This is a genomic window from Pseudomonas baetica, assembly GCF_019733355.1.
In the GTDB taxonomy this organism is placed as follows: Bacteria; Pseudomonadota; Gammaproteobacteria; order Pseudomonadales; family Pseudomonadaceae; genus Aquipseudomonas; species Aquipseudomonas baetica_A.
Genome location: NZ_JAIHLQ010000016.1, coordinates 156,440 through 174,709, shown reverse-complemented (window position 1 = coordinate 174,709; position 18,270 = coordinate 156,440). Strand labels below are relative to the sequence as shown.

18 protein-coding genes are annotated in these 18,270 nt (G+C 59.7%); 5 read left to right on the top strand and 13 right to left on the bottom strand.

The genetic code is table 11. The annotated features are described in order from the left end of the window. Positions 1–72: 72 nt before the first annotated feature. On the bottom strand, positions 73–1,527 hold the full coding sequence (locus tag K5E40_RS16520) for a TrkH family potassium uptake protein (RefSeq protein WP_221731747.1): 1,455 nt from the start codon (positions 1,525–1,527) through the stop codon (positions 73–75). A gap of 292 nt (positions 1,528–1,819) precedes the next feature. On the opposite strand from K5E40_RS16520, the gene K5E40_RS16515 reads away from it, so the two are divergent. Next, positions 1,820–3,115: a DUF2254 domain-containing protein gene (locus K5E40_RS16515; protein WP_221731746.1), complete on the top strand. Its 1,296-nt coding sequence runs from the start codon at positions 1,820–1,822 to the stop codon at positions 3,113–3,115. Here K5E40_RS16515 and K5E40_RS16510 read toward each other — a convergent pair. Next, positions 3,109–4,431, bottom strand: a complete 1,323-nt coding sequence (locus K5E40_RS16510; protein WP_221731745.1) for a chloride channel protein — start codon at positions 4,429–4,431, stop codon at positions 3,109–3,111. The two genes, K5E40_RS16515 and K5E40_RS16510, sit on opposite strands and share 7 nt — an antisense overlap. A gap of 233 nt (positions 4,432–4,664) precedes the next feature. On the opposite strand from K5E40_RS16510, the gene K5E40_RS16505 reads away from it, so the two are divergent. The 3 genes from K5E40_RS16505 (at position 4,665) to K5E40_RS16495 (ending at position 8,111) form a co-directional block, all read left to right on the top strand. Further along, complete coding sequence (locus tag K5E40_RS16505) at positions 4,665–5,618, top strand: TAXI family TRAP transporter solute-binding subunit (RefSeq protein ID WP_221731744.1); 954 nt, start codon at positions 4,665–4,667, stop codon at positions 5,616–5,618. Positions 5,619–5,700: 82 nt separating this feature from the next. Next, positions 5,701–7,728 (top strand): TRAP transporter permease, encoded by a 2,028-nt coding sequence (locus K5E40_RS16500; protein ID WP_221731743.1) that lies wholly within the window; start codon positions 5,701–5,703, stop codon positions 7,726–7,728. Continuing rightward, positions 7,725–8,111 carry a DUF1850 domain-containing protein gene (locus K5E40_RS16495; protein ID WP_221731742.1) on the top strand — a complete coding sequence of 129 codons (387 nt, stop codon included), beginning with the start codon at positions 7,725–7,727 and terminating at the stop codon, positions 8,109–8,111. Before K5E40_RS16500 ends, K5E40_RS16495 begins: the two co-directional genes overlap by 4 nt. 67 nt (positions 8,112–8,178) lie before the next feature. Here K5E40_RS16495 and arcC read toward each other — a convergent pair whose 3' ends face one another. The 11 genes from arcC to K5E40_RS16440 form a co-directional block, all read right to left on the bottom strand. Next, positions 8,179–9,129, bottom strand: coding sequence for a carbamate kinase (gene arcC / locus K5E40_RS16490; protein ID WP_221731741.1), 951 nt, complete (start codon positions 9,127–9,129; stop codon positions 8,179–8,181). Between the two features lie 29 nt (positions 9,130–9,158). Beyond that, positions 9,159–10,067 (bottom strand): F0F1 ATP synthase subunit gamma, encoded by a 909-nt coding sequence (locus K5E40_RS16485; RefSeq protein ID WP_221731740.1) that lies wholly within the window; start codon positions 10,065–10,067, stop codon positions 9,159–9,161. Continuing rightward, the gene (locus K5E40_RS16480) at positions 10,067–11,665 is read right to left on the bottom strand and encodes an alternate F1F0 ATPase, F1 subunit alpha (RefSeq protein WP_311775956.1); all 1,599 of its coding nucleotides are present in this window, start codon (positions 11,663–11,665) and stop codon (positions 10,067–10,069) included. The genes K5E40_RS16485 and K5E40_RS16480 overlap by 1 nt, the downstream gene beginning before the upstream one ends. Then, positions 11,662–12,435, bottom strand: a complete 774-nt coding sequence (locus tag K5E40_RS16475) for a F0F1 ATP synthase subunit delta (RefSeq protein WP_221731739.1) — start codon at positions 12,433–12,435, stop codon at positions 11,662–11,664. Before K5E40_RS16475 ends, K5E40_RS16480 begins: the two co-directional genes overlap by 4 nt. Positions 12,436–12,438: 3 nt before the next feature. Further along, complete coding sequence (locus tag K5E40_RS16470) at positions 12,439–12,729, bottom strand: F0F1 ATP synthase subunit C (protein WP_221731738.1); 291 nt, start codon at positions 12,727–12,729, stop codon at positions 12,439–12,441. A gap of 42 nt (positions 12,730–12,771) precedes the next feature. Then, positions 12,772–13,473, bottom strand: a complete 702-nt coding sequence (locus K5E40_RS16465) for a F0F1 ATP synthase subunit A (protein WP_221731737.1) — start codon at positions 13,471–13,473, stop codon at positions 12,772–12,774. Continuing rightward, positions 13,464–13,790 (bottom strand): ATP synthase subunit I, encoded by a 327-nt coding sequence (locus K5E40_RS16460; RefSeq protein WP_221731736.1) that lies wholly within the window; start codon positions 13,788–13,790, stop codon positions 13,464–13,466. Before K5E40_RS16460 ends, K5E40_RS16465 begins: the two co-directional genes overlap by 10 nt. Beyond that, on the bottom strand, positions 13,783–14,124 hold the full coding sequence (locus K5E40_RS16455; protein ID WP_221731735.1) for an AtpZ/AtpI family protein: 342 nt from the start codon (positions 14,122–14,124) through the stop codon (positions 13,783–13,785). Before K5E40_RS16455 ends, K5E40_RS16460 begins: the two co-directional genes overlap by 8 nt. After that, the gene (locus tag K5E40_RS16450; protein WP_221731734.1) at positions 14,121–14,525 is read right to left on the bottom strand and encodes a F0F1 ATP synthase subunit epsilon; all 405 of its coding nucleotides are present in this window, start codon (positions 14,523–14,525) and stop codon (positions 14,121–14,123) included. The genes K5E40_RS16455 and K5E40_RS16450 overlap by 4 nt, the downstream gene beginning before the upstream one ends. After that, entirely contained in the window at positions 14,506–15,966 is a 1,461-nt protein-coding gene (gene atpD, locus K5E40_RS16445; RefSeq protein ID WP_221731733.1) for a F0F1 ATP synthase subunit beta, read from the bottom strand. Before atpD ends, K5E40_RS16450 begins: the two co-directional genes overlap by 20 nt. Before the next feature lie 89 nt (positions 15,967–16,055). After that, a complete protein-coding gene (locus K5E40_RS16440; protein ID WP_221731732.1) occupies positions 16,056–16,820 on the bottom strand; it encodes a Crp/Fnr family transcriptional regulator in 765 nt (254 codons plus the stop codon). Between the two features lie 446 nt (positions 16,821–17,266). On the opposite strand from K5E40_RS16440, the gene K5E40_RS16435 reads away from it, so the two are divergent. After that, positions 17,267–18,262, top strand: a complete 996-nt coding sequence (locus K5E40_RS16435; protein ID WP_221731731.1) for a TRAP transporter substrate-binding protein — start codon at positions 17,267–17,269, stop codon at positions 18,260–18,262. Positions 18,263–18,270 lie beyond the last annotated feature (8 nt).

The window sequence follows — 18,270 nt, the reverse complement described above, 5'->3', positions numbered from 1 at the left end:
ATCCAGTCACGTTGTTCAACCTTTGGCAGTGATCAAGTCACTCCCCACCAGCGTGTTCCATGAAGGTGGCGGTCAATATCTCCAGAACACCGGTGTTATGAGCACCAACACCGTCAGGATTTCCAGCCGTCCGAGGAGCATTCCGATGGTCAATAGCCATTTGGCAGCGTCAGGCAATGATTCGAAATTACCGGCCGGCCCAATGATCGTGCCAAGCCCTGGCCCGACGTTACACACTGCCGTCGCGGCGCCGCTCAGGGCTGTTGTCCAGTCGAGCCCGATAAGGGCCAGGCCCAAAGCGATGGCGGCAATGGTAATGGTGAAAAAAAACGAGAAGGTCAAAAGCGAGCGCAAGATCTCCTCATCGATGGGGTGACCGTTGTACTTCTTTTGAATCACCGCACGAGGGTGAATCAGTTGTTTCAAGCTGCTGACCAGCAACGTGGCAGCCACTTGAAAACGGAAAATCTTGAGCCCGCCAGCCGTGGAACCTGAACATCCGCCGACGAAGGTCAGGTAGAAAAAGAGCAGCACGGCGAAGCTGCCCCATAGGGTGTAATCACCCAATGCAACACCCGTGGTGGTGACGACCGACGTCACATTGACAGCCACGATACGCAGCGCATCCCACCATCCGTATTCGCTGTTAAAGCACAGCCAGGTCCCCACCGCCAGCCAGGTAACGATCAAGAATCCGATAAAGCCGCGTACCTGATGATCCTTGAGCAGCGCACGTCGATGACCACGCAATGTCGCGACATACAAGGTAAAGGGCAGGCTGCCCAGAATCATGATTACCACCGCCACCCAGTGAATCGCGGGCTGCGTCCAGTGCCCAAGTGAGGCGTCCGAGGTTGAGAATCCCCCGGTGGAGATCATCGACATGGCGTGGTTGATCGCTTCAAACGGCGTCATCCCGGCGATCCAGAGTGCAAGTGCGCCGGCCCCGGTAAGCCCCAGATAAAGGAAAAGGATGTACTTGGCAGCCACATGAGAGCGCGGGGTAACCTTTTCCGACCAATCCGAGGATTCTGTCTGGAAAAGACGCATGCCCCCCACTCGCAGCAGCGGAAGGATCGCCACGGCCATACCGATAAAGCCGATGCCGCCCAGCCACTGCAGCATCGAGCGCCAGATCAGCAACCCGGGAGAGGCCGTGTCCAACCCACTCAGAACGGTTGAACCGGTGGTTGTGATACCCGACATGGTTTCAAAAAAAGCGTCGGTGTAACTGATGTGGCTGATAAAGACCATTGGCAACGCGGCGAAGGTACACACCACCACCCAACTGCCGGTCGTGAGCAAATACATATCCCTGGGACGAAGTTGTGCCGTCTCCGGGCGCCCACGCACGATCAGCAAAAGACCGCAGATAAAGGTAATCAGACTGGACCAGAGAAAGGCTGACAGATCGTCGCTGCGGTCATAGAGCACTAACGTAAGCATGGGGATGGCCATACTGACAGCCAGCGTGATAAGGAAAATACCCAAGATGAAGCCAATAAGTCGTATTGCCGCTATGGACATAGAACTAACCTGAAAAATGAGTGCCGCGCGGTATTGGAGGCTCAGCCTCCAGGACCCGCCATTTTAAGTGCGATCAGCAGGATCACAATGCGTTGGCGTGATTCTCGCCGATTAAGGGGGGCGTCCACCTCAAAACTTTGTTATCTCCCCGGTTTTATCCCAAAATTGCGCACAGGGCGCCTGCTGGATGAACCATTCGTACCCATGGGAACTCAATCATGGGGAGTGATCTTCCAGCCTTTGCTGACCGGAACCTGAAGACTGATCACACCACTATTCAAAGGTATGAAAAATGATCGCTCGCTGGCGCTGGCTGTTACAACAACTGACCAAACGGCTGTGGTTCAGAGCTAGCCTGTTTTCCTTACTGGGCGTGGCGACGGCGTTACTCGCCGTTGTGTTCAAGGACTACATTCCCGCTTCACTGCCTGCACGTATTGGCGCCGACGCCGTCGACAAGATTCTGGGCATCATCGCCTCAAGCATGCTGGCAGTGACCACCTTTTCCCTAAGCACGATGGTCACCGCCTACGGTGCGGCCAGCAGCGGCGTCACACCCCGCGCCACGACGCTGGTGATGGAAGACACCACAACACAAAATGCCCTCGCGACCTTCATCGGCTCATTTCTGTTCAGCCTCGTAGGGATCATCGCCTTGAGTACAGGGGCTTACGGCAGGCAAGGAAGGGTCTTGCTATTTGCAGTGACGATTGCCGTCGTGATTCTGATTGTCTACACCCTGCTGCGCTGGATCGATCATCTTTCCAAGCTTGGGCGGGTGGGCGAAACCATCGATCGTGTCGAACAGGCGACTATCGACGCAATAGACAATCGCGTGCAATGGCCTCACTTGGGCGGAGCGCCCTACCCTGACGTATCGAGCATTCCCTCCAGTGCCTATGCGCTGCAAAGTCAGCAAACCGGGTATGTGCAGCACATCGATGTGAACGCGTTGGGCGCCGTCGCCAAGGCTTGCGAGATACAGCTTTTTCTGGAGGTGCTTCCGGGGAGTTTCGTTCACCTGGGCATGCCGCTCGCCCGGATCGTGAGTTTGAACACTGAGCGCGTCGATGAGCAGCATGCCAGTAACGAGAAGATCCTCGCGGCCCTTACCATAGGCGTGCGGCGCACCTTTGAACACGACCCACGGTTTGGGCTGTCGGTGCTGTCAGAGATTGCCTCACGGGCCCTGTCGCCAGCGGTCAACGATCCCGGGACTGCGATTGACGTGATTGGCCGCGGACTCAGAAGCCTCACCTGCTGGGGCACACCACAAGACCCCGTCGCCAAGGTCCATTCAGATTGCGACCAGGTTTACCTGCGTGGTCTGGTGGTCGACGATCTGTTCGATGATTTTTTCGCGCCGATTGCCCGGGACGGGGCGGCCCTGCTCGAAGTCGATCTTCGGATGATGAAGACCCTTGTCAGCCTCGCGCAGATCAACCCGGTGTTATTCAAAAGCGCCTGTACCCGGCACGCGATCCTTTTACTCCAGCGTGCAGACCATGCACTCACGCTGAAAGAGGACAAAGAACGACTGCGAGCATCGGCCGGGGAGCTTTTGCACGAGAACGCTCCTGACTACTGATTGGCTTTGTCGATCGGCGGCTTTACCGTTGATGACTGCAGAAACCCCCGTGCCAACTGCTGATACAACTCGGGCCCCATCCGTGTACTGACCGCTTTGGCAATCAGCGCGACCGCCATGAGACTGATCACCATCCCATGGCTGTCGATCATCTCCATAACGATGATGGCGGACGTGATGGGTGATTGCGTGACCGCCGCCAGGAAACCGACCATACACAGCGCAATGATCGGCTGCGCAGCCAAGTGGAAGAGTTCGGCAGCATTGGCCCCCACCGCTGCCCCTACCGCCAGGGATGGAGCAAAGATACCGCCCGGGATCCCGGAAAAATATGTCACCACGGTCGCAAGAAAACGCGTGATCGGCGCGTGCCATGGCAGGCCGACATCCGACGCAATGATCTGCGACGTCACCCCGTAACCACTGCCAAATGACATCCCGCCGCTGAGCCAGCCCAGTATTGCCACGATCATTCCACACGCACCGGCGAACCAGACCGGATGCATACGGCGCCACTCCCAGACCACAAATCGATGATGCCGTTGCGGCCACAAGAGCATCCGGCTGAACAGTCCACCCAGAAGACCGCAGCCGATTCCGCTCGCCAGCACCGGCACCACAATATCGAGATTGATGCCCTGCACGTCGAAATGGCCGAAGTAGTTGTAATTGCCCTGCAAGGCGATAGCGACCATCCCTGACAGGATGATCGTGCTGAGCAATACCCCGCTGGTACGGGTTTCCAGCTTGCGCCCCAACTCCTCCACCGCAAAGGCGACACCGGCCAGAGGCGTATTGAACGCGGCCGCGATGCCTGCTGCGCCACCGGCCAGGATGAGATCCTCGGGACGGATGATTCGTGCATTGGGCAGGTAACGGTGAAAGAAGTGCATGATCGAGGCGGCAACCTGAACCGAAGGCCCCTCGCGCCCGGCAGAAAAACCACCGGTCAGCGCCAGGGTGCCGAGGCCTATCTTGGCGAACGCAATACGCAGCGATATCAGCTTGCCAAGGGGTTTGCCTTGATGAGCAAGACGTGTGGCCGCGATGACCTGGGGAATGCCGCTGCCTTGGGCGCCTTCAAAGAACCGCGTGGTCATCCATACTACGAGCATGCCGACCAGAGGCGTGTAAATGAACGGCAGCCAAGGTCGTTCGGCGGTCTGTTGGGCAAATTGCGTCAATGCCAGGTCGGCCAGCCGAGCGAACATCACCACCAGCAGGCCCGCGAGGGTGGCGGCAGCCCAGAGCGTCACTCGAGTGCGCCAACGGATCGAGGTAAAACGACGTCGTATCAGCAATAGCGGTTTGATCACCCGAGCGGATTCCCGTGGAAGTTCAAGAATGTGAAGCCACCAAGATTAACCGGTTAGGGGGTGACCTCCAACCGCGGCGGCCCTGATCCATCAAAAAACCGCCGAACACGGCTAAGTCACGCCTCTCGCTCGTCAGGCGATTGCGATATTGACGATCAGTTGCCACTTCTGCGGCGCGATCAACTACAGTTGAGTCACTCTGCATAAAGCCATAACAAGACGGAGAGTTTCCCATGCCAGTAAAAAACCGCCTCACCCTCCTGGTTGCCGCTGCAACCTTGGCAGTCACCACCGCGACGCAAGCTGCGCCGGTGTTCATCAACATACTGACGGGGGGAACCAGCGGGGTGTATTACCCGATTGGTGTCGGTCTGTCGCAGATCTACAGTGACGGCATTCCAGACGTAAAGACGTCGGTGCAGGCCACCAAGGCGTCAGTGGAGAACTTGAACTTGCTGCAGGCCGGTCGAGGCGAATTGGCCTTGGCACTGGGTGACTCCGTGGCCGATGCAAAAAACGGCGTTGAAGATGCAGGCTTCAAAGCGCCGCTGAGCAAATTGCGCGCAATTGCGGGGGCATACCCCAACTACATTCAAATCGTGGCCAGCAAAGAGTCCGGAATCAAGACGCTTGCAGACCTCAAAGGCAAGTCCATCTCGGTCGGAGCGCCGAAGTCGGGCACCGAACTCAACGCCCGGGCGATCTTCAAGGCGGCGGGTTTGACCTACGAAGACATGGGCAAGGTGCAATACCTGCCTTTTGCCGAATCGGTCGAACTGATCAAGAACCGGCAACTGGACGCCACGTTGCAGTCCTCCGGTTTGGGCATGGCGGCCATTCGCGACCTGTCCTCGGTAATGCCATTGAACTATGTTGCGATCCCTACTGACGTCGTCGCCAAAATCGGCAATCCGGCGTATCAGAGTGCAATGATCCCGGCCAATACCTATGACGGGCAGCCTGAGGCGGTGCCCACTGTTGCGATCACCAATATCCTCGTCACCCGCGCGGACGTACCCGACGAACTGGCCTATCAGATGACAAAGTTGCTGTTCGAAAACCTCACCCGTCTGGGTAACTCTCATTCGGCGGCCAAGGACATCACGCTTGAAAGCGCCGCCAAGAACCTGCCCATTGCCCTGCATCCAGGCGCCGAGCGCTACTACAAGGAAAAAGGCGCGCTGTAACGGCTTAGAGGCGCAGCGCCCGCCAATTGTCGCTGCGCCCATTGTTCGCCCTTGTTCAATGCAGTCATGAGGCAGGCAACTAATGAGTGATGATCATCACGGCATCTCCGCGAATCCGCGAGAGTGGCCGAAAACCCTGTTTTACGTAGCCTTGTTGTTCTCGATTTTTCAGATCATCACCGCCGCATTTGCACCGATCTCAAGCCAGGTCTTGCGTGCCGTACACGTAGGTTTCCTGCTATGGGTGGTTTTTCTGAGCTACCCCGCTTATGGCAAGGACCGTCCCTGGCAGCCGCTGGCCTGGATACTCAGCCTGGCCGCCATTGCTACCGCCGTCTATCAGTGGGTGTTTGAGGCTGACCTGATTCAGCGCTCCGGAGACCTGACGTTCATTGACACGGTGACGGGCATTGTGTTGATCGTGCTGGTGTTCGAAGCCGCACGGCGAGTGATGGGGATTGCCCTGCCGGTCATTTGCGGTCTGTTCCTGGCCTACGGTCTGTTCGGCGAGTATCTACCGGGAGAGTTGGCGCATCGCGGCTACGGCTTCGATCAGATCATCAACCAGCTCTCTTTTGGCACCGAAGGGCTGTACGGCACTCCGACCTATGTTTCGGCAACCTACATCTTTCTGTTCATCCTGTTCGGCGCGTTCCTTGAACAGGCGGGCATGATCAAACTGTTCACCGATTTCGCCATGGGCCTGTTCGGCCACAAGGTGGGTGGCCCGGCCAAGGTTGCGGTCGCGTCGTCCGCGCTGATGGGCACCATTACGGGCTCAGGCATTGCCAACGTCGTGACCACGGGGCAATTCACCATTCCGTTGATGAAACGCTTTGGATACCGGCCCGCGTTTGCCGCCGGCGTTGAAGCGACCTCCAGTATGGGAAGCCAACTGATGCCGCCGGTGATGGGCGCTGTCGCCTTCATCATGGCCGAAACCATCAACGTGCCGTTCGTGGAGATTGCCAAGGCGGCGTTGATTCCCGCTACCCTCTACTTCGGCTCGGTGTTCTGGATGGTTCATCTGGAGGCCAAACGCTCCAGTCTCATGGGCCTGCCCAAGGATCAATGTCCCAGCGCACTGGGCGCCGTCAAGGAGAACTGGTACCTGCTGATCCCGCTGCTGGTTCTGGTCTATCTGCTGTTTTCCGGGCGCACGCCGTTGTTCTCCGGCATGGTCGGACTGGCCCTGACCGCCATCGTGATTCTCGGTTCGGCCATCATTCTCAGGGTGCAGAGTTTCGGCCTGCGCTGCGCCTTCTGGATCGCGCTCGGGATTCTGTGTACCGGTTTCTTCCAGTTGGGAATCGGAGTGATCTTTGCGGTCGTTGCGGTGCTGGTGTTGATTTGTGCGTTCATCAAAGGGGGGCACGACACACTGACCATCTGCCTGCACGCGCTGGTCGAAGGTGCGCGCCATGCCGTTCCGGTGGGCATTGCCTGCGCACTGGTGGGCATCATTATCGGCGTGGTGTCACTGACCGGTGTGGCGTCAACGTTTGCAGGCTACATATTGGCCATTGGCCGAGACAACCTGCTGCTGTCGCTGATACTGACAATGATCACCTGCCTGGTGCTGGGCATGGGCATTCCGACCATTCCCAACTACATCATCACCAGCTCGATCGCGGCCCCTGCCCTTTTGGAATTGGGTGTGCCGCTGATCGTGTCGCATATGTTCGTGTTCTATTTCGGCATCCTTGCCGACCTGACACCCCCTGTCGCCCTTGCCTGCTTTGCTGCGGCACCGATTGCCAAAGAGTCCGGTTTCAAGATCAGCCTCTGGGCGGTGCGAATCGCCTTGGCGGGATTTGTCATTCCATTCATGGCGGTCTACAACCCGGCGCTCATGCTGCAAGGCGATAATTTGTGGATGACCGCCTACATGATGGTCAAGTCAGTATTGGCGGTCGGACTCTGGGGAATGGCCTCCACCGGTTATCTACAACGAAAAATGCCCGCATGGGAGCGCTTATTGTGCGTAGCGGCCGGAGGCTTGCTGGTGGTGGCATTGCCGTTGACCGATGAACTGGGCTTCGCCCTTGGGGCCGCCGTGATCCTTCAGCACATCTGGCGTTCCCGGCAGGCCAGGATAGCCAGCGCATGATCGGTTTGTGTCTGGGCCTCACAGGGGCGGTGTGGGCTGAGCTATCGATCTCGCACTTCACGCTGGCGTGGAATCACACCATCGAAAAGATTCGCTGGGAGGAAGATTACCGCGTCACCGCCCAAGGCCTTGTGCTGGAAGAGGCTCGGGTGCGCGGTAACGGCGCGGGCATGGAAATTCCCGAGGGTGCCCGACTGGACAATGGCAGTTGGCACTACCGCCGCACACTGGCGCCTATGCAGCCACTGAGTCTGGGGCGCACCCCCGAGGCTGGCGACTACCAGTTGTGCTTCAAAGGCCAGTGCCAGCCGATGAGCCAATGGGTTGGCGCGCCGACCTATAGCCAGCCTTCCATTGAGATGTGGGCCTGTGAGGCGGGCTGAATGAATTCGAGTTCCTGCTGACAGTCCGGCAGAAGCGACGGGCCTATCAGCGCGCGAGCGCCCCCGTTCAGGGCCTCAACGGGCCGCCGCCATCAGCGCTTTTTTCAAGGGACACTTGAGTGCCCGCATGGCCGGCGATCATTTCTTCGATCTGGTCGAGCGAACCGATCACGGCGCGATGCCCCGTGGCGAGTACAAAGCTTCGCGCCGCTTCGACCTTCGGCCCCATCGAACCCTCAGGGAACGGGTACTGGGCGAGTTCCTGCGGCGTGACGTTGCCGAGCGCGCGCTGCGTGGGCAAACCCCAGTCGAGATAGACCGCCGACACGTCAGTGGCGATGACCAGCAAGTCGGCTTCAAGGTCGCGGGCGAGCAGGCTGGTGCACTGATCCTTGTCGATCACCGCTGACACGCCGTGCAGTTTCTTGTCGCCCTTCTCCCCCGTGGCCGCCACCGGAATGCCGCCACCTCCGGCGGCAATGACCAGTGCGCCATGTTCCAGCAGCCAGCGGATCGATTGCAGCCCTAGCACTCGCAAGGGCGCCGGTGATGCAACGACGCGCCGAAACGCGTCACCGTCCTTGGCCATGACCCAGCCCTTTTGCGAGGCGATACGCGCAGACTCGGCCTGGTTGTACATCGGTCCGATCGGCTTGCTGGGATGGCTGAACGCCGGATCGTGCGGATCGACCTCTACGCGTGTGATCAGTGTGGTTACCGTGCGCGTTTGCGGCAGCAGGTTGGCCAGTTCCTGCTCCAGCAGATAGCCCAGCATGCCGTCGGTCTGCGCGCCCAACACATCCAGCGGATAGGCTTGCACTTTTTCATAGGCCGCCGCCTGAAGCGCCAGCAACCCCACCTGAGGTCCATTGCCATGCGTCAGCACCAGATCGTGATGGGCGGCCACGCGCGCCAGTTGTATGGCCGCACCGCGAATGTTCTCCAGCTGATTTTCTGCCGTCGGCGGTTGGTCGCGCCGCAACAGTGCATTTCCGCCCAACGCGACCACGACTTTCATGATTCGGTTTCCTGTTCACAGTTATCTGTTCAGTGCTGAGGGCTGGCATCTGCGCTCGGCAGCAAGGCGTCGAAGCCGGAAATCACGTCGAACAACTCTTCGTCGATGCCGGCCTGGCGTAATCGGTGGTAGTTGGCGTTCAGCGCTTGCAGAAGTTCGCCGATGTTGCGATCGGCGCGCTGCATGGCGGCGAGACGACTGGCGTTCTCGCTGGCCAACGACTCGGCGCTGGCTCGAAACAAAGACACGAACAGGTGCTCGCGAATGAACGCGCGCAGCGTCTGCGCACTGGCGCTCAGCACTTCGGGCCGTTGCGCCGTGGGCCAAGGCTGGTGTGCCAAATCGCGCTTCCAATGTCCGTCCAGGGGCAGCAATCGCTGGTTCACGGGCGTGTAGCCAGCGCCATTGGGTCGGTTATAGAAAAGAATCAGCGTGGTGTTCTGCGGTTCAACTTCGCCGCCGGCCATGGGGATTTTTTCCAGAATCTGGCCGACCAGTCGCGTGATTTGCTCGACCGATCCCGGAACGACAAAGGCGCCTTCGAGTTCTCGGCCCGCATCAAGCAATCGCTCATGCACGCGTTCGCCCACGGCCCAGAGCTTTGTCGCAGGGGATGCCGACTGGCCCAAGGCATAGTCGACCACCACCTCGTTGAACCGCCCCACCAATCCCTGATCCGACCCGAATACCAACGCGTGCACCACGTTGTCTTCGGCGGGCGCTGCCGATAACCGTGGAGGCAGCCCATTGGAATCGACCGAACGCAAACACACACCCAATCCCAGTTCGACCGTGTGCGCGTAATCGGCCAAGGCCGCCACTGAGCGCTCGTACTGCCCGATCGCCGAGGCTGCCGACGCTTTCATGACACGGACCACGGACTTCAGGTCCCCTGCGCTGCTGATCTGGCGGCGCAGTGCGGTGATGGTGGCGGCCATCAGGCTTGGCCGGTGTCGGTCACGGCACCGTCCTTGGGCGAAACCGTGTTTGCCTGCGCTGGCGCCAGGAACGCGGCAATGGCCTGACGCGCAACCTCGGTGACCTGCTCGCGATCGGCGTCGGTCAGTTTACCGGCGGCTATCAGTCGTTGGCTCACGTCTTCGGGCAGCCCATCAGCGGCTTTCTCCACGGCTTGCTGCGCAGCAAGCATGCTGTCGAGGGGCACGGGGTCGAACAGCGCGGCATTTAACGCCAGCAAAATGGCAATTTGTGCAGGCACCGTCACCGGCGAGAATTCGGCCTGAGCCAGACAGGCGCGGATACGCTTGCCGTGGACGATGGACTGTCGCGTGTCGTCGTCCAGTCGGGCGCCGAAGCGCGCAAAGGTTTCCAATTCTTCGAACTGCGCGTAGGCAAGCTTGAGGTCGCCCGCCACCGCACGATACGCCGCGCGCTGCGCCTTGCCGCCCACCCGCGAGACAGACTGCCCAACATCGATGGCTGGCAGCACACCCAGTTCGAACAGCGATGGCGACAGCACAATCTGCCCGTCGGTGATGGAAATCAGATTGGTCGGGATGTAAGCCGAAATATTCTGTGCCTCGGTTTCGATAATGGGCAGTGCGGTCATCGAACCGCCTCCGCGCTCCTCATTGAGGTGCGTGGCGCGTTCCAGCATGCGCGAATGGATGTAGAAAATATCCCCCGGAAACGCCTCTCGGCCCGGAGGTCGACGCAGCAGCAGCGACAGCTCGCGATAGGCGCGGGCATGGTGAGTGAGGTCATCGTAGACAATCAGCACGTCACGACCGGACTCCATGAAATACTCGGCGATGCTGGTGGCCGCGTAAGGCGCAATGTAGGCCAGCCCCGGCGCCTCGTTACCTTCGGCCACCACGACAACGGTGTAGGCCAATGCGCCTTTCTCGCGCAGGTTGGCCACCGCTTTGGCCACTGCCGACGCGCGCTGGCCGATGGCGCAATACACGCACACAACGTCTTTGTCTCGCTGGTTGAAAATAGTGTCGATGGCAATCGCTGTCTTGCCGGTCTGGCGGTCGCCCAAAATCAGTTCGCGCTGGCCACGCCCGATGGGGATCAGCGCATCAATGACCTTCAATCCGGTTTGCAGCGGCTCGGTCACGGGCGCGCGGTCCATGATCGGCGCCGCCGGCCGCTCGATAGGCAGACGTTCTTCAGTCGCCAACGGCGCACCACCATCCAGCGGCCGGCCCAAGGGATCAATCACTCGGCCCAACAACGCCTCGCCCACCGCCACGTCCATCACGCGGCCGGTGCGGTGGACTTCCTGACCCGCCCGCAGATGAGCGTAGTCACCCAGCAGCACCACATCGACACCCTCTTCGTCCAGATTGAAGGCGATGCCCGACAAGCCACCGGGAAAAGACACCAGTTCCTCAAAGCCCAGGTGCAGCAAGCCTTGGACGCGGGCAATGCCGGTTGAAACGCTGACCACCGTGCCCACTTCGTGCAATACCAATTGCGCAGTGAACGCCTGGAGCCCTTGGGTGATGCTGGCGAACGCGTCTTCAAGGACGCTTTGCAGCGTCACGTCCAACGACGCGGGCAAGGTCACGCGTGCTCCGTTGTCGGCTGTGGTTTTTTCGTGGTTACTGCCAAGGCGTCAAGGTACTCGGCAATGCTCCAGGCCAGTTTCACGCCCTTCACACTCAGTTCAATACCGGTGACCAGGTCAGGGTCCGACTCGAACGTCAGCGTGATCGGCTGGCCGAGCAACGCGTCGAGCGCGGCCTGAATCGAGGCACGTTGTGCGTCCGGTAATTCGAAGGCGCTGCGCACCCGCGCCGATTCGCCTTGGCTCGTCGCCTTGAGTGCAGCGATCAATGCGTCCAGCGTGGTGCCCTCAAGAGCCTGCAAGCGTTGGATGAACACCTCGCAAGCACGCTGTTCCAGGCTGACTGATGCGAGGTCGCCCAGCACCCGGCGTGAGATGTCGTAAACCTGCCGTTGTGTGCGGCGCACGATCTCGGCGTGCAGGTGCTGCCTCTCAGTCGCCAGAGCCTTTGCTCGCGCCACACTGGCAGCCTCGGCGGCTTGGCGTGCCTCGGCCAACAAGCGCAGACGCTGCGCGTTGGCCTCCTCGGTGGCTTTGCTCAGCAAAGTGTCTCGCTGTTCGTCGAAAGCCTGATTCTTGTGCTCAAACTCATCTTGCTGCTGATGGGCCTTGGCTTTGGTGTCGGCGGCGTCCTTGAGTTCGGCGGCAATCTTCGCCTCCCGCGACGCGATGGCGTCCAGCACCGGTTGGTACAGAAAACGCTTCATCAGCCACACCAGAATGAGGAAGTTCAGCACCTGCGCGCCGACGGTGAACCAGTCGATAAGCACGGTCTATTTTCCTGCCGCTTGGGCCGCCGCCGTGACGGCGGCATTCCAGAACGGATTAGCGAAGATCAGGATCATCGACACAACAAAGCAGTAGATGGCCGTTGACTCGATCATCGCCAGCCCCACGAACAGCGTACGGGTGATGGTGGCCGACGCGTCGGGCTGTTGGGCCAACGAGCTGAGCGCCGTGGCAACCGCCCTGCCCTCCGCCAGTGCGGGCGCCATTGTGCCGAAGCCGGTCGTCAGGCCTGCCATGACGATGGAGGCGACGGCGATCAAGGTGAGAGAGTCCATAAGCGTGCCTCTGTGTGAGTTGACAGGAAATCGCGCGGCGGCTCAGGTGTCCGGCGTCGATGAAGGGGGTGTGGCCGCTGGGCTGCGGCGGGTGGCGGCGGCGATGTAAACCGCCGCCAAAATGGTAAAGATGTAGGCCTGCACCATGCCAGTGAGCAGGCCCAGAACCGTCATCACGATCGGGAAGACAAACGGCGTGATGGATAGGAGGATGGCGATGATCATCGCACCGCTCATCATGTTGCCAAACAGGCGCACAGCCAGCGCCAGCGTGCGCGACGCTTCACTGATGAGGTTGAAGGGCAGCATGATCGGCGTCGGCTGCATGTACGACTTCAGGTAGCCGGCCAGCCCCTGGCCCCAGATGCCGAACAGCGGAACCGCCACCAGCACGCACAGGGCCAGCGCTACCGTCGTCGACAGCGATGCGGTGGGCGGTTCGTAGCCGGGGATCACGGTGGCTAATGCCGCCGCCGCAATGAACAGGAACAACGTACCGAGAAAACTCAGGTAGCGCTGAGGTTGCTGCAGGCCGACATCCTTGATCTGCCCGCTGATGGCGGTGACCACAATCTCCAGCAGGTTTTGCCAGCGTGAGCGTTGGTGACCGGTGGCAAGACGTCGCGTAATCAGCGCGGCACCCAACACCAGCACGATCATCAGTGCCCAAGTGAAGACAATGGTCGCGTTGAGCTTGAAGAAACCGTATTGCCAAAAGATCCAGGCATCGGGGGTCAGGCGCATGGTGGCGGTCCGGAGGTTGGCGGCGCCATGGCGACCGCACTCGGTTGGGTGACACGCAAGACAATCACGCGAGCCATGACGAAACCCAACATGCACAGGCCCAATCGCAGCGGTTGACCGGCACCGACCAGGTAAAAGCCAAATAGCACGGTAGCGGTTCGCAGCAACAGGCTGGCGAGAAACCAGCGTGCCGGTGTCGGCGATGACGCGCCCCGACGCACCGTCCACCACAGACCGCCGAAAAACACGCCGCCCAGCGCGGCACCTGCCAACAACGCCGCCAGCCAAACCAGCGCCCAAGTACCTTGATCAATCATCACCCTGCTCCTTCTCATCGGGTTCGTCATACATGGCCTGATCTTCCTTAGACACCCAGTGCCACGCATTCAGGCAACCAAGGGTGAGCCCCGCCACCAGCAGGGCCAACGTCCAGGAGTGGCCGCCGGGATGGTGCCGATCGATCCACAGTCCAAGGGCTGCGCCCAGTAACGTAGGGACCACCACCGACCAGCCAATCAAGCCCATCATGCCCAGGCCGAACCACACCACGGGTGTGCCCCTGCGGCGCGCTTTGAGTTTGCGGGCGGCCTTGGCGCCGACTTGTTCAGCCAGTGTCAGGCCGGCAGGCGTGCGCTTGGGATCCGGTTTCATGACGCATGATCGCGCAAGGACACGAACCGGCGCATAAACCCGGTTTCCAGCCGTGTCATGGTCTGGCGCATGGCTTGCTCTTGCGCATCCAGGGCCAGGAATTGCTGTTCGATGGCGCCGCGCAGGTGGGCCAGATCATCGCCGCGAAGCGCCCGACGCACCGAGATCACGACATCCGGCCCGGTCTTGATCAGCACGCCCTCGTCCAGCGCCAGAAACACTTCGCCTTGCGCCTCGCTCTCGAAACTGAGGATGCCCGGCACAAGCGCCGCGACGCAGTCCAGACGCCTGGGCAGCAAGCCGAATGCCCCTTGTGCCGTCTCGGCAACGATGCTCGACACGTTCGCCTCGACGGCAAACACTTCGAAGGGCAACAACACTTTAAGTGTCATCAGCAGCATGAGTGGGCTCCTTGGCAGCCTTACTGGCAGGCGGTTTAACCTTGGCTTTGGCTTCGTCGACCGCCCCGATCATGTACAGCGCGCTCTCGGGGAAATCCTTGAATTCGTCCGCCAGAATGCGCTCACAGCCATCCAGCGCATCCTCCAGACTGACGAGCTTGCCGCTCATGTTGGTGAACTGCTCGGTGGTGAAGAATGGCTGTGTGAGAAAACGCTCCAGACGCCGCGCACGGGCCACCACTTTGCGGTCGTCGGGCGACAATTGCTCCAGCCCGAGCATGGCGATGATGTCCTTGAGTTCGGCGTATTGGGCCAGCGTGCGGCGAATGGCCTGCGCCAGTTGGTAGTGGCGCTCGCCGACGATACCCGGCGTCAGCACTTTGGAGCTGGACTGCAGCGGGTCGATGGCTGGAAACAGCCCTTCGCTGGCGCGTTTGCGTGACAGCACGATCGACGCCGAAAGGTGCGAGAAGGTATGCACCGCCGCCGGATCGGTGAAGTCGTCGGCGGGTACATACACCGCCTGAATCGAGGTGATCGCACCGCTGTCGGTGTTGGCGATACGTTCTTCCAGTGCCGCCAGTTCGGTGCCCATCGTCGGCTGATAACCCAGACGGGACGGCATCTGCCCCATCAGACCAGAGACTTCCGAGCCGGCCTGAATGAAGCGAAAAATATTATCGATGAGCAGCAACACATCGCGTTGTTCGTCGTCGCGAAAGTATTCGGCCATTGTCAGCGCCGCATGCCCCACGCGAAAACGCGCGCCGGGCGGCTCGTTCATCTGGGCGAAGATCATCACCATGTTGGGCAATACGCCGGCGGCCTTCATTTCCCGGTACAACTCTTCGCCCTCACGGGAGCGCTCGCCGATACCGCAGAAAATGCTCACGCCCTCCTGATGACCGATCATGTTATGGATCATTTCGGTCAGCAGAACCGTCTTGCCGACGCCGGCCCCACCGAAGAGGCCCGCCTTGCCGCCGCGTTCCAGCGGCGTCAGCACATCAATGGCTTTGATACCGGTCTCGAAGACTTCGGAGCGGGTGGAACGACGTACCAGAGGCGGCGGTGGCTGATGCACAGAACGCCATTGCACAGCCTCCAGCGCGGGCTGGCGATCGATGGTATTGCCAAAGACGTCGAACATGCGCGACAAAATCTGCTTGCCGACCGGGGCCTGCAACGGCCCACCGGTGTCATGTACCGGCATCCCTCGTGCCAGGCCCTGCGTGGGCGTCAGCGCGATACCCCGCACATGATGTTCGTCGCGCTGGGCCAATACCTCAATAGCTATCTTGCCCGCATCGCCTGCGCGCAACAGGGTGTGGATGGGCGGCAGCGCGGCAGCGAAACGAATGTCCACGACGCTGCCACGTATGGCTGCGACCACACCGAAGTCAGCCGCATCCTTCTCGGTTCCCGCCTGTCGTTCCTTCATCGTGTCGTCTCCCGTCAAACCTTGCTCCATCATCACCCGCGCGCTCACTGGCCGCTGTGCGGTAGCGAACACAAGAGGCCGTCACAGCATCAGTGGACATGCGCCGTGAGCGCATGACAGACAGGCCTGCGCAAGTGTTCTGGCTGAGCGCAAGGAAGAAGTCGGTCGGTCTCATGCTTAACAACGGCGTAACACTCGCAACTCAATTCCTCGAGTTGGGGGCGGTCGAGCACGGTGATCAGCCCTCGGCAGTACTCGATCACGCCAAGCTTCTGCAACTTGCGGGCAGCCTCGGTAATGCCTTCACGGCGCACACCGAGCATGTTGGCAATGAGTTCTTGAGTCATGACTAGCTGATTACCCGGCAGGCGATCCAGCGACAACAACAACCAACGGCACAGACGCTGGTCGATTGAGTGATGACGATTGCAAACCGCCGTCTGCGCCATTTGCGTGATCAACGCCTGGGTGTAACGCAGCATCAGACGCAACATTTCGCCGTGGCGATTGAACTCGTCCTTGAGCAGTTGCCCTCTGAGCCGGAACGCGTAGCCGGCGCTCTGCACGACCGCCCGGCTTGAGGTGCTCTCGCCGCCCATGAACAAGGCGACACCGATCAACCCTTCATTACCCACCACCGAAATATCGGCCGCCGCGCCGTTTTCCATGACGTAGAGCAATGAAATGATGGAGTCGGTCGGGAAATAGACGTAGCGCAAAACGCCTCCGGACTCGTAAAGGACTTTGCCCAGCGGGAATGACACCAGCTCCAGTTGAGGCAACAGGCGGTGCCGAATCTCGACCGGCAGCGCGGCAAGCAAATGATTTTGCTCAGGGTTTGGTAACTCGGACATGTCAGTCGCCTTTTGTTCAGAGCCAGATAAACCTGCCTGTCTGTCTGTCTCTATCAAAATGGATGGGGCCATGGCTGCGCCTATGAGGGCCGTCAACCACTGCCAGGCATTCGGCAAAAACGCCAAAGCACCCGCCCTGGCTTTGCACTGCGATGACTTCAATCTAGGCGCCTGAAGGGTTGATGAGTAGCCTCGGAAACTACCTATACGCACCGATCTTGAGTGCCAGGGCAGCCCTGTTGACTGGCAAAAGGTTCGGAAACTACTCAGGGGCAATTGCAGGTCTTGGCGCGCGGGTGCTTGACGTTATTCGCATTGCGCTCCAGCAAAATCCGCGAATCAGCCTTCAAACATGATTTTTTGCCTAGACTTGTGGTTGGCCGTATAACGAATGCGCGTCAGAACATTGAACTGTACAAAAACTAAAAGAAGAGGAATTCCCCCAAATGTTCAAATACCTATGCAAGGCACTCGCCTGCACGCTTGCTCTAGGCAGCATGGGCACGGCCATGGCCGCTGATCCGATCATCATCAAGTTCTCACACGTTGTCGCCGAGCAGACCCCCAAGGGGCAAGGCGCCGTGCTGTTCAAGAAGCTGGTCGAGGAACGCTTGCCCGGCAAGGTCAAGGTTGAGGTCTATCCGAACTCGTCGTTATTTGGTGACGGCAAAGAAATGGAAGCCCTGTTGTTGGGCGACGTACAGTTGATTGCGCCATCGCTGGCCAAGTTCGAGCAGTACACAAAGACCGTCCAGTTGTTCGACCTGCCCTTTCTGTTTGATGACATCGCCGCGGTCGACCGCTTTCAGTTGAGCCCGCAGGGCCAAGGACTGCTCAAGTCCATGGAAAGCAAAAACATCACAGGCTTGGCCTATTGGCACAACGGGATGAAGCAGCTATCTGCCAACAAGCCGCTGCGTGTTCCTGGCGATGCCCGAGGCTTGAAATTCCGCGTGCAGGCCTCGGCCGTACTTGAAGAGCAATTCAAGGCCCTGCGCGCCAATCCGCGCAAGATGAGCTTTGCCGAGGTGTATCAGGGCTTGCAAACCGGTGTGGTCAACGGTGCGGAAAACCCTTACTCGAACATCTACAGCCAGAAAATGAACGAGGTACAGAAATACATCACCGAGTCCAACCATGGCGTGCTGGATTACATGCTGATCACCAACACCAAGTTCTGGAATGGCTTGCCGCCGGATATTCGCAATGAGCTGGACAAGATCATTGTGGAAGTCACCGCCCAGGTGAACAAAGAGGCCGAGCAACTCAATCAGGACGCCAAGCAAAGCATCATTGCTGCCAAAACCACCGAAATCATCACTCTTACACCTGAGCAACGCGATCAATGGCGCGTCGCGATGAAGCCGGTCTGGAAAAAATTCGAAGCCGATATCGGCCCTGAGCTGATCACTGCTGCCGAAGCCGCCAACAAGGCCAAATGACCGGTGGG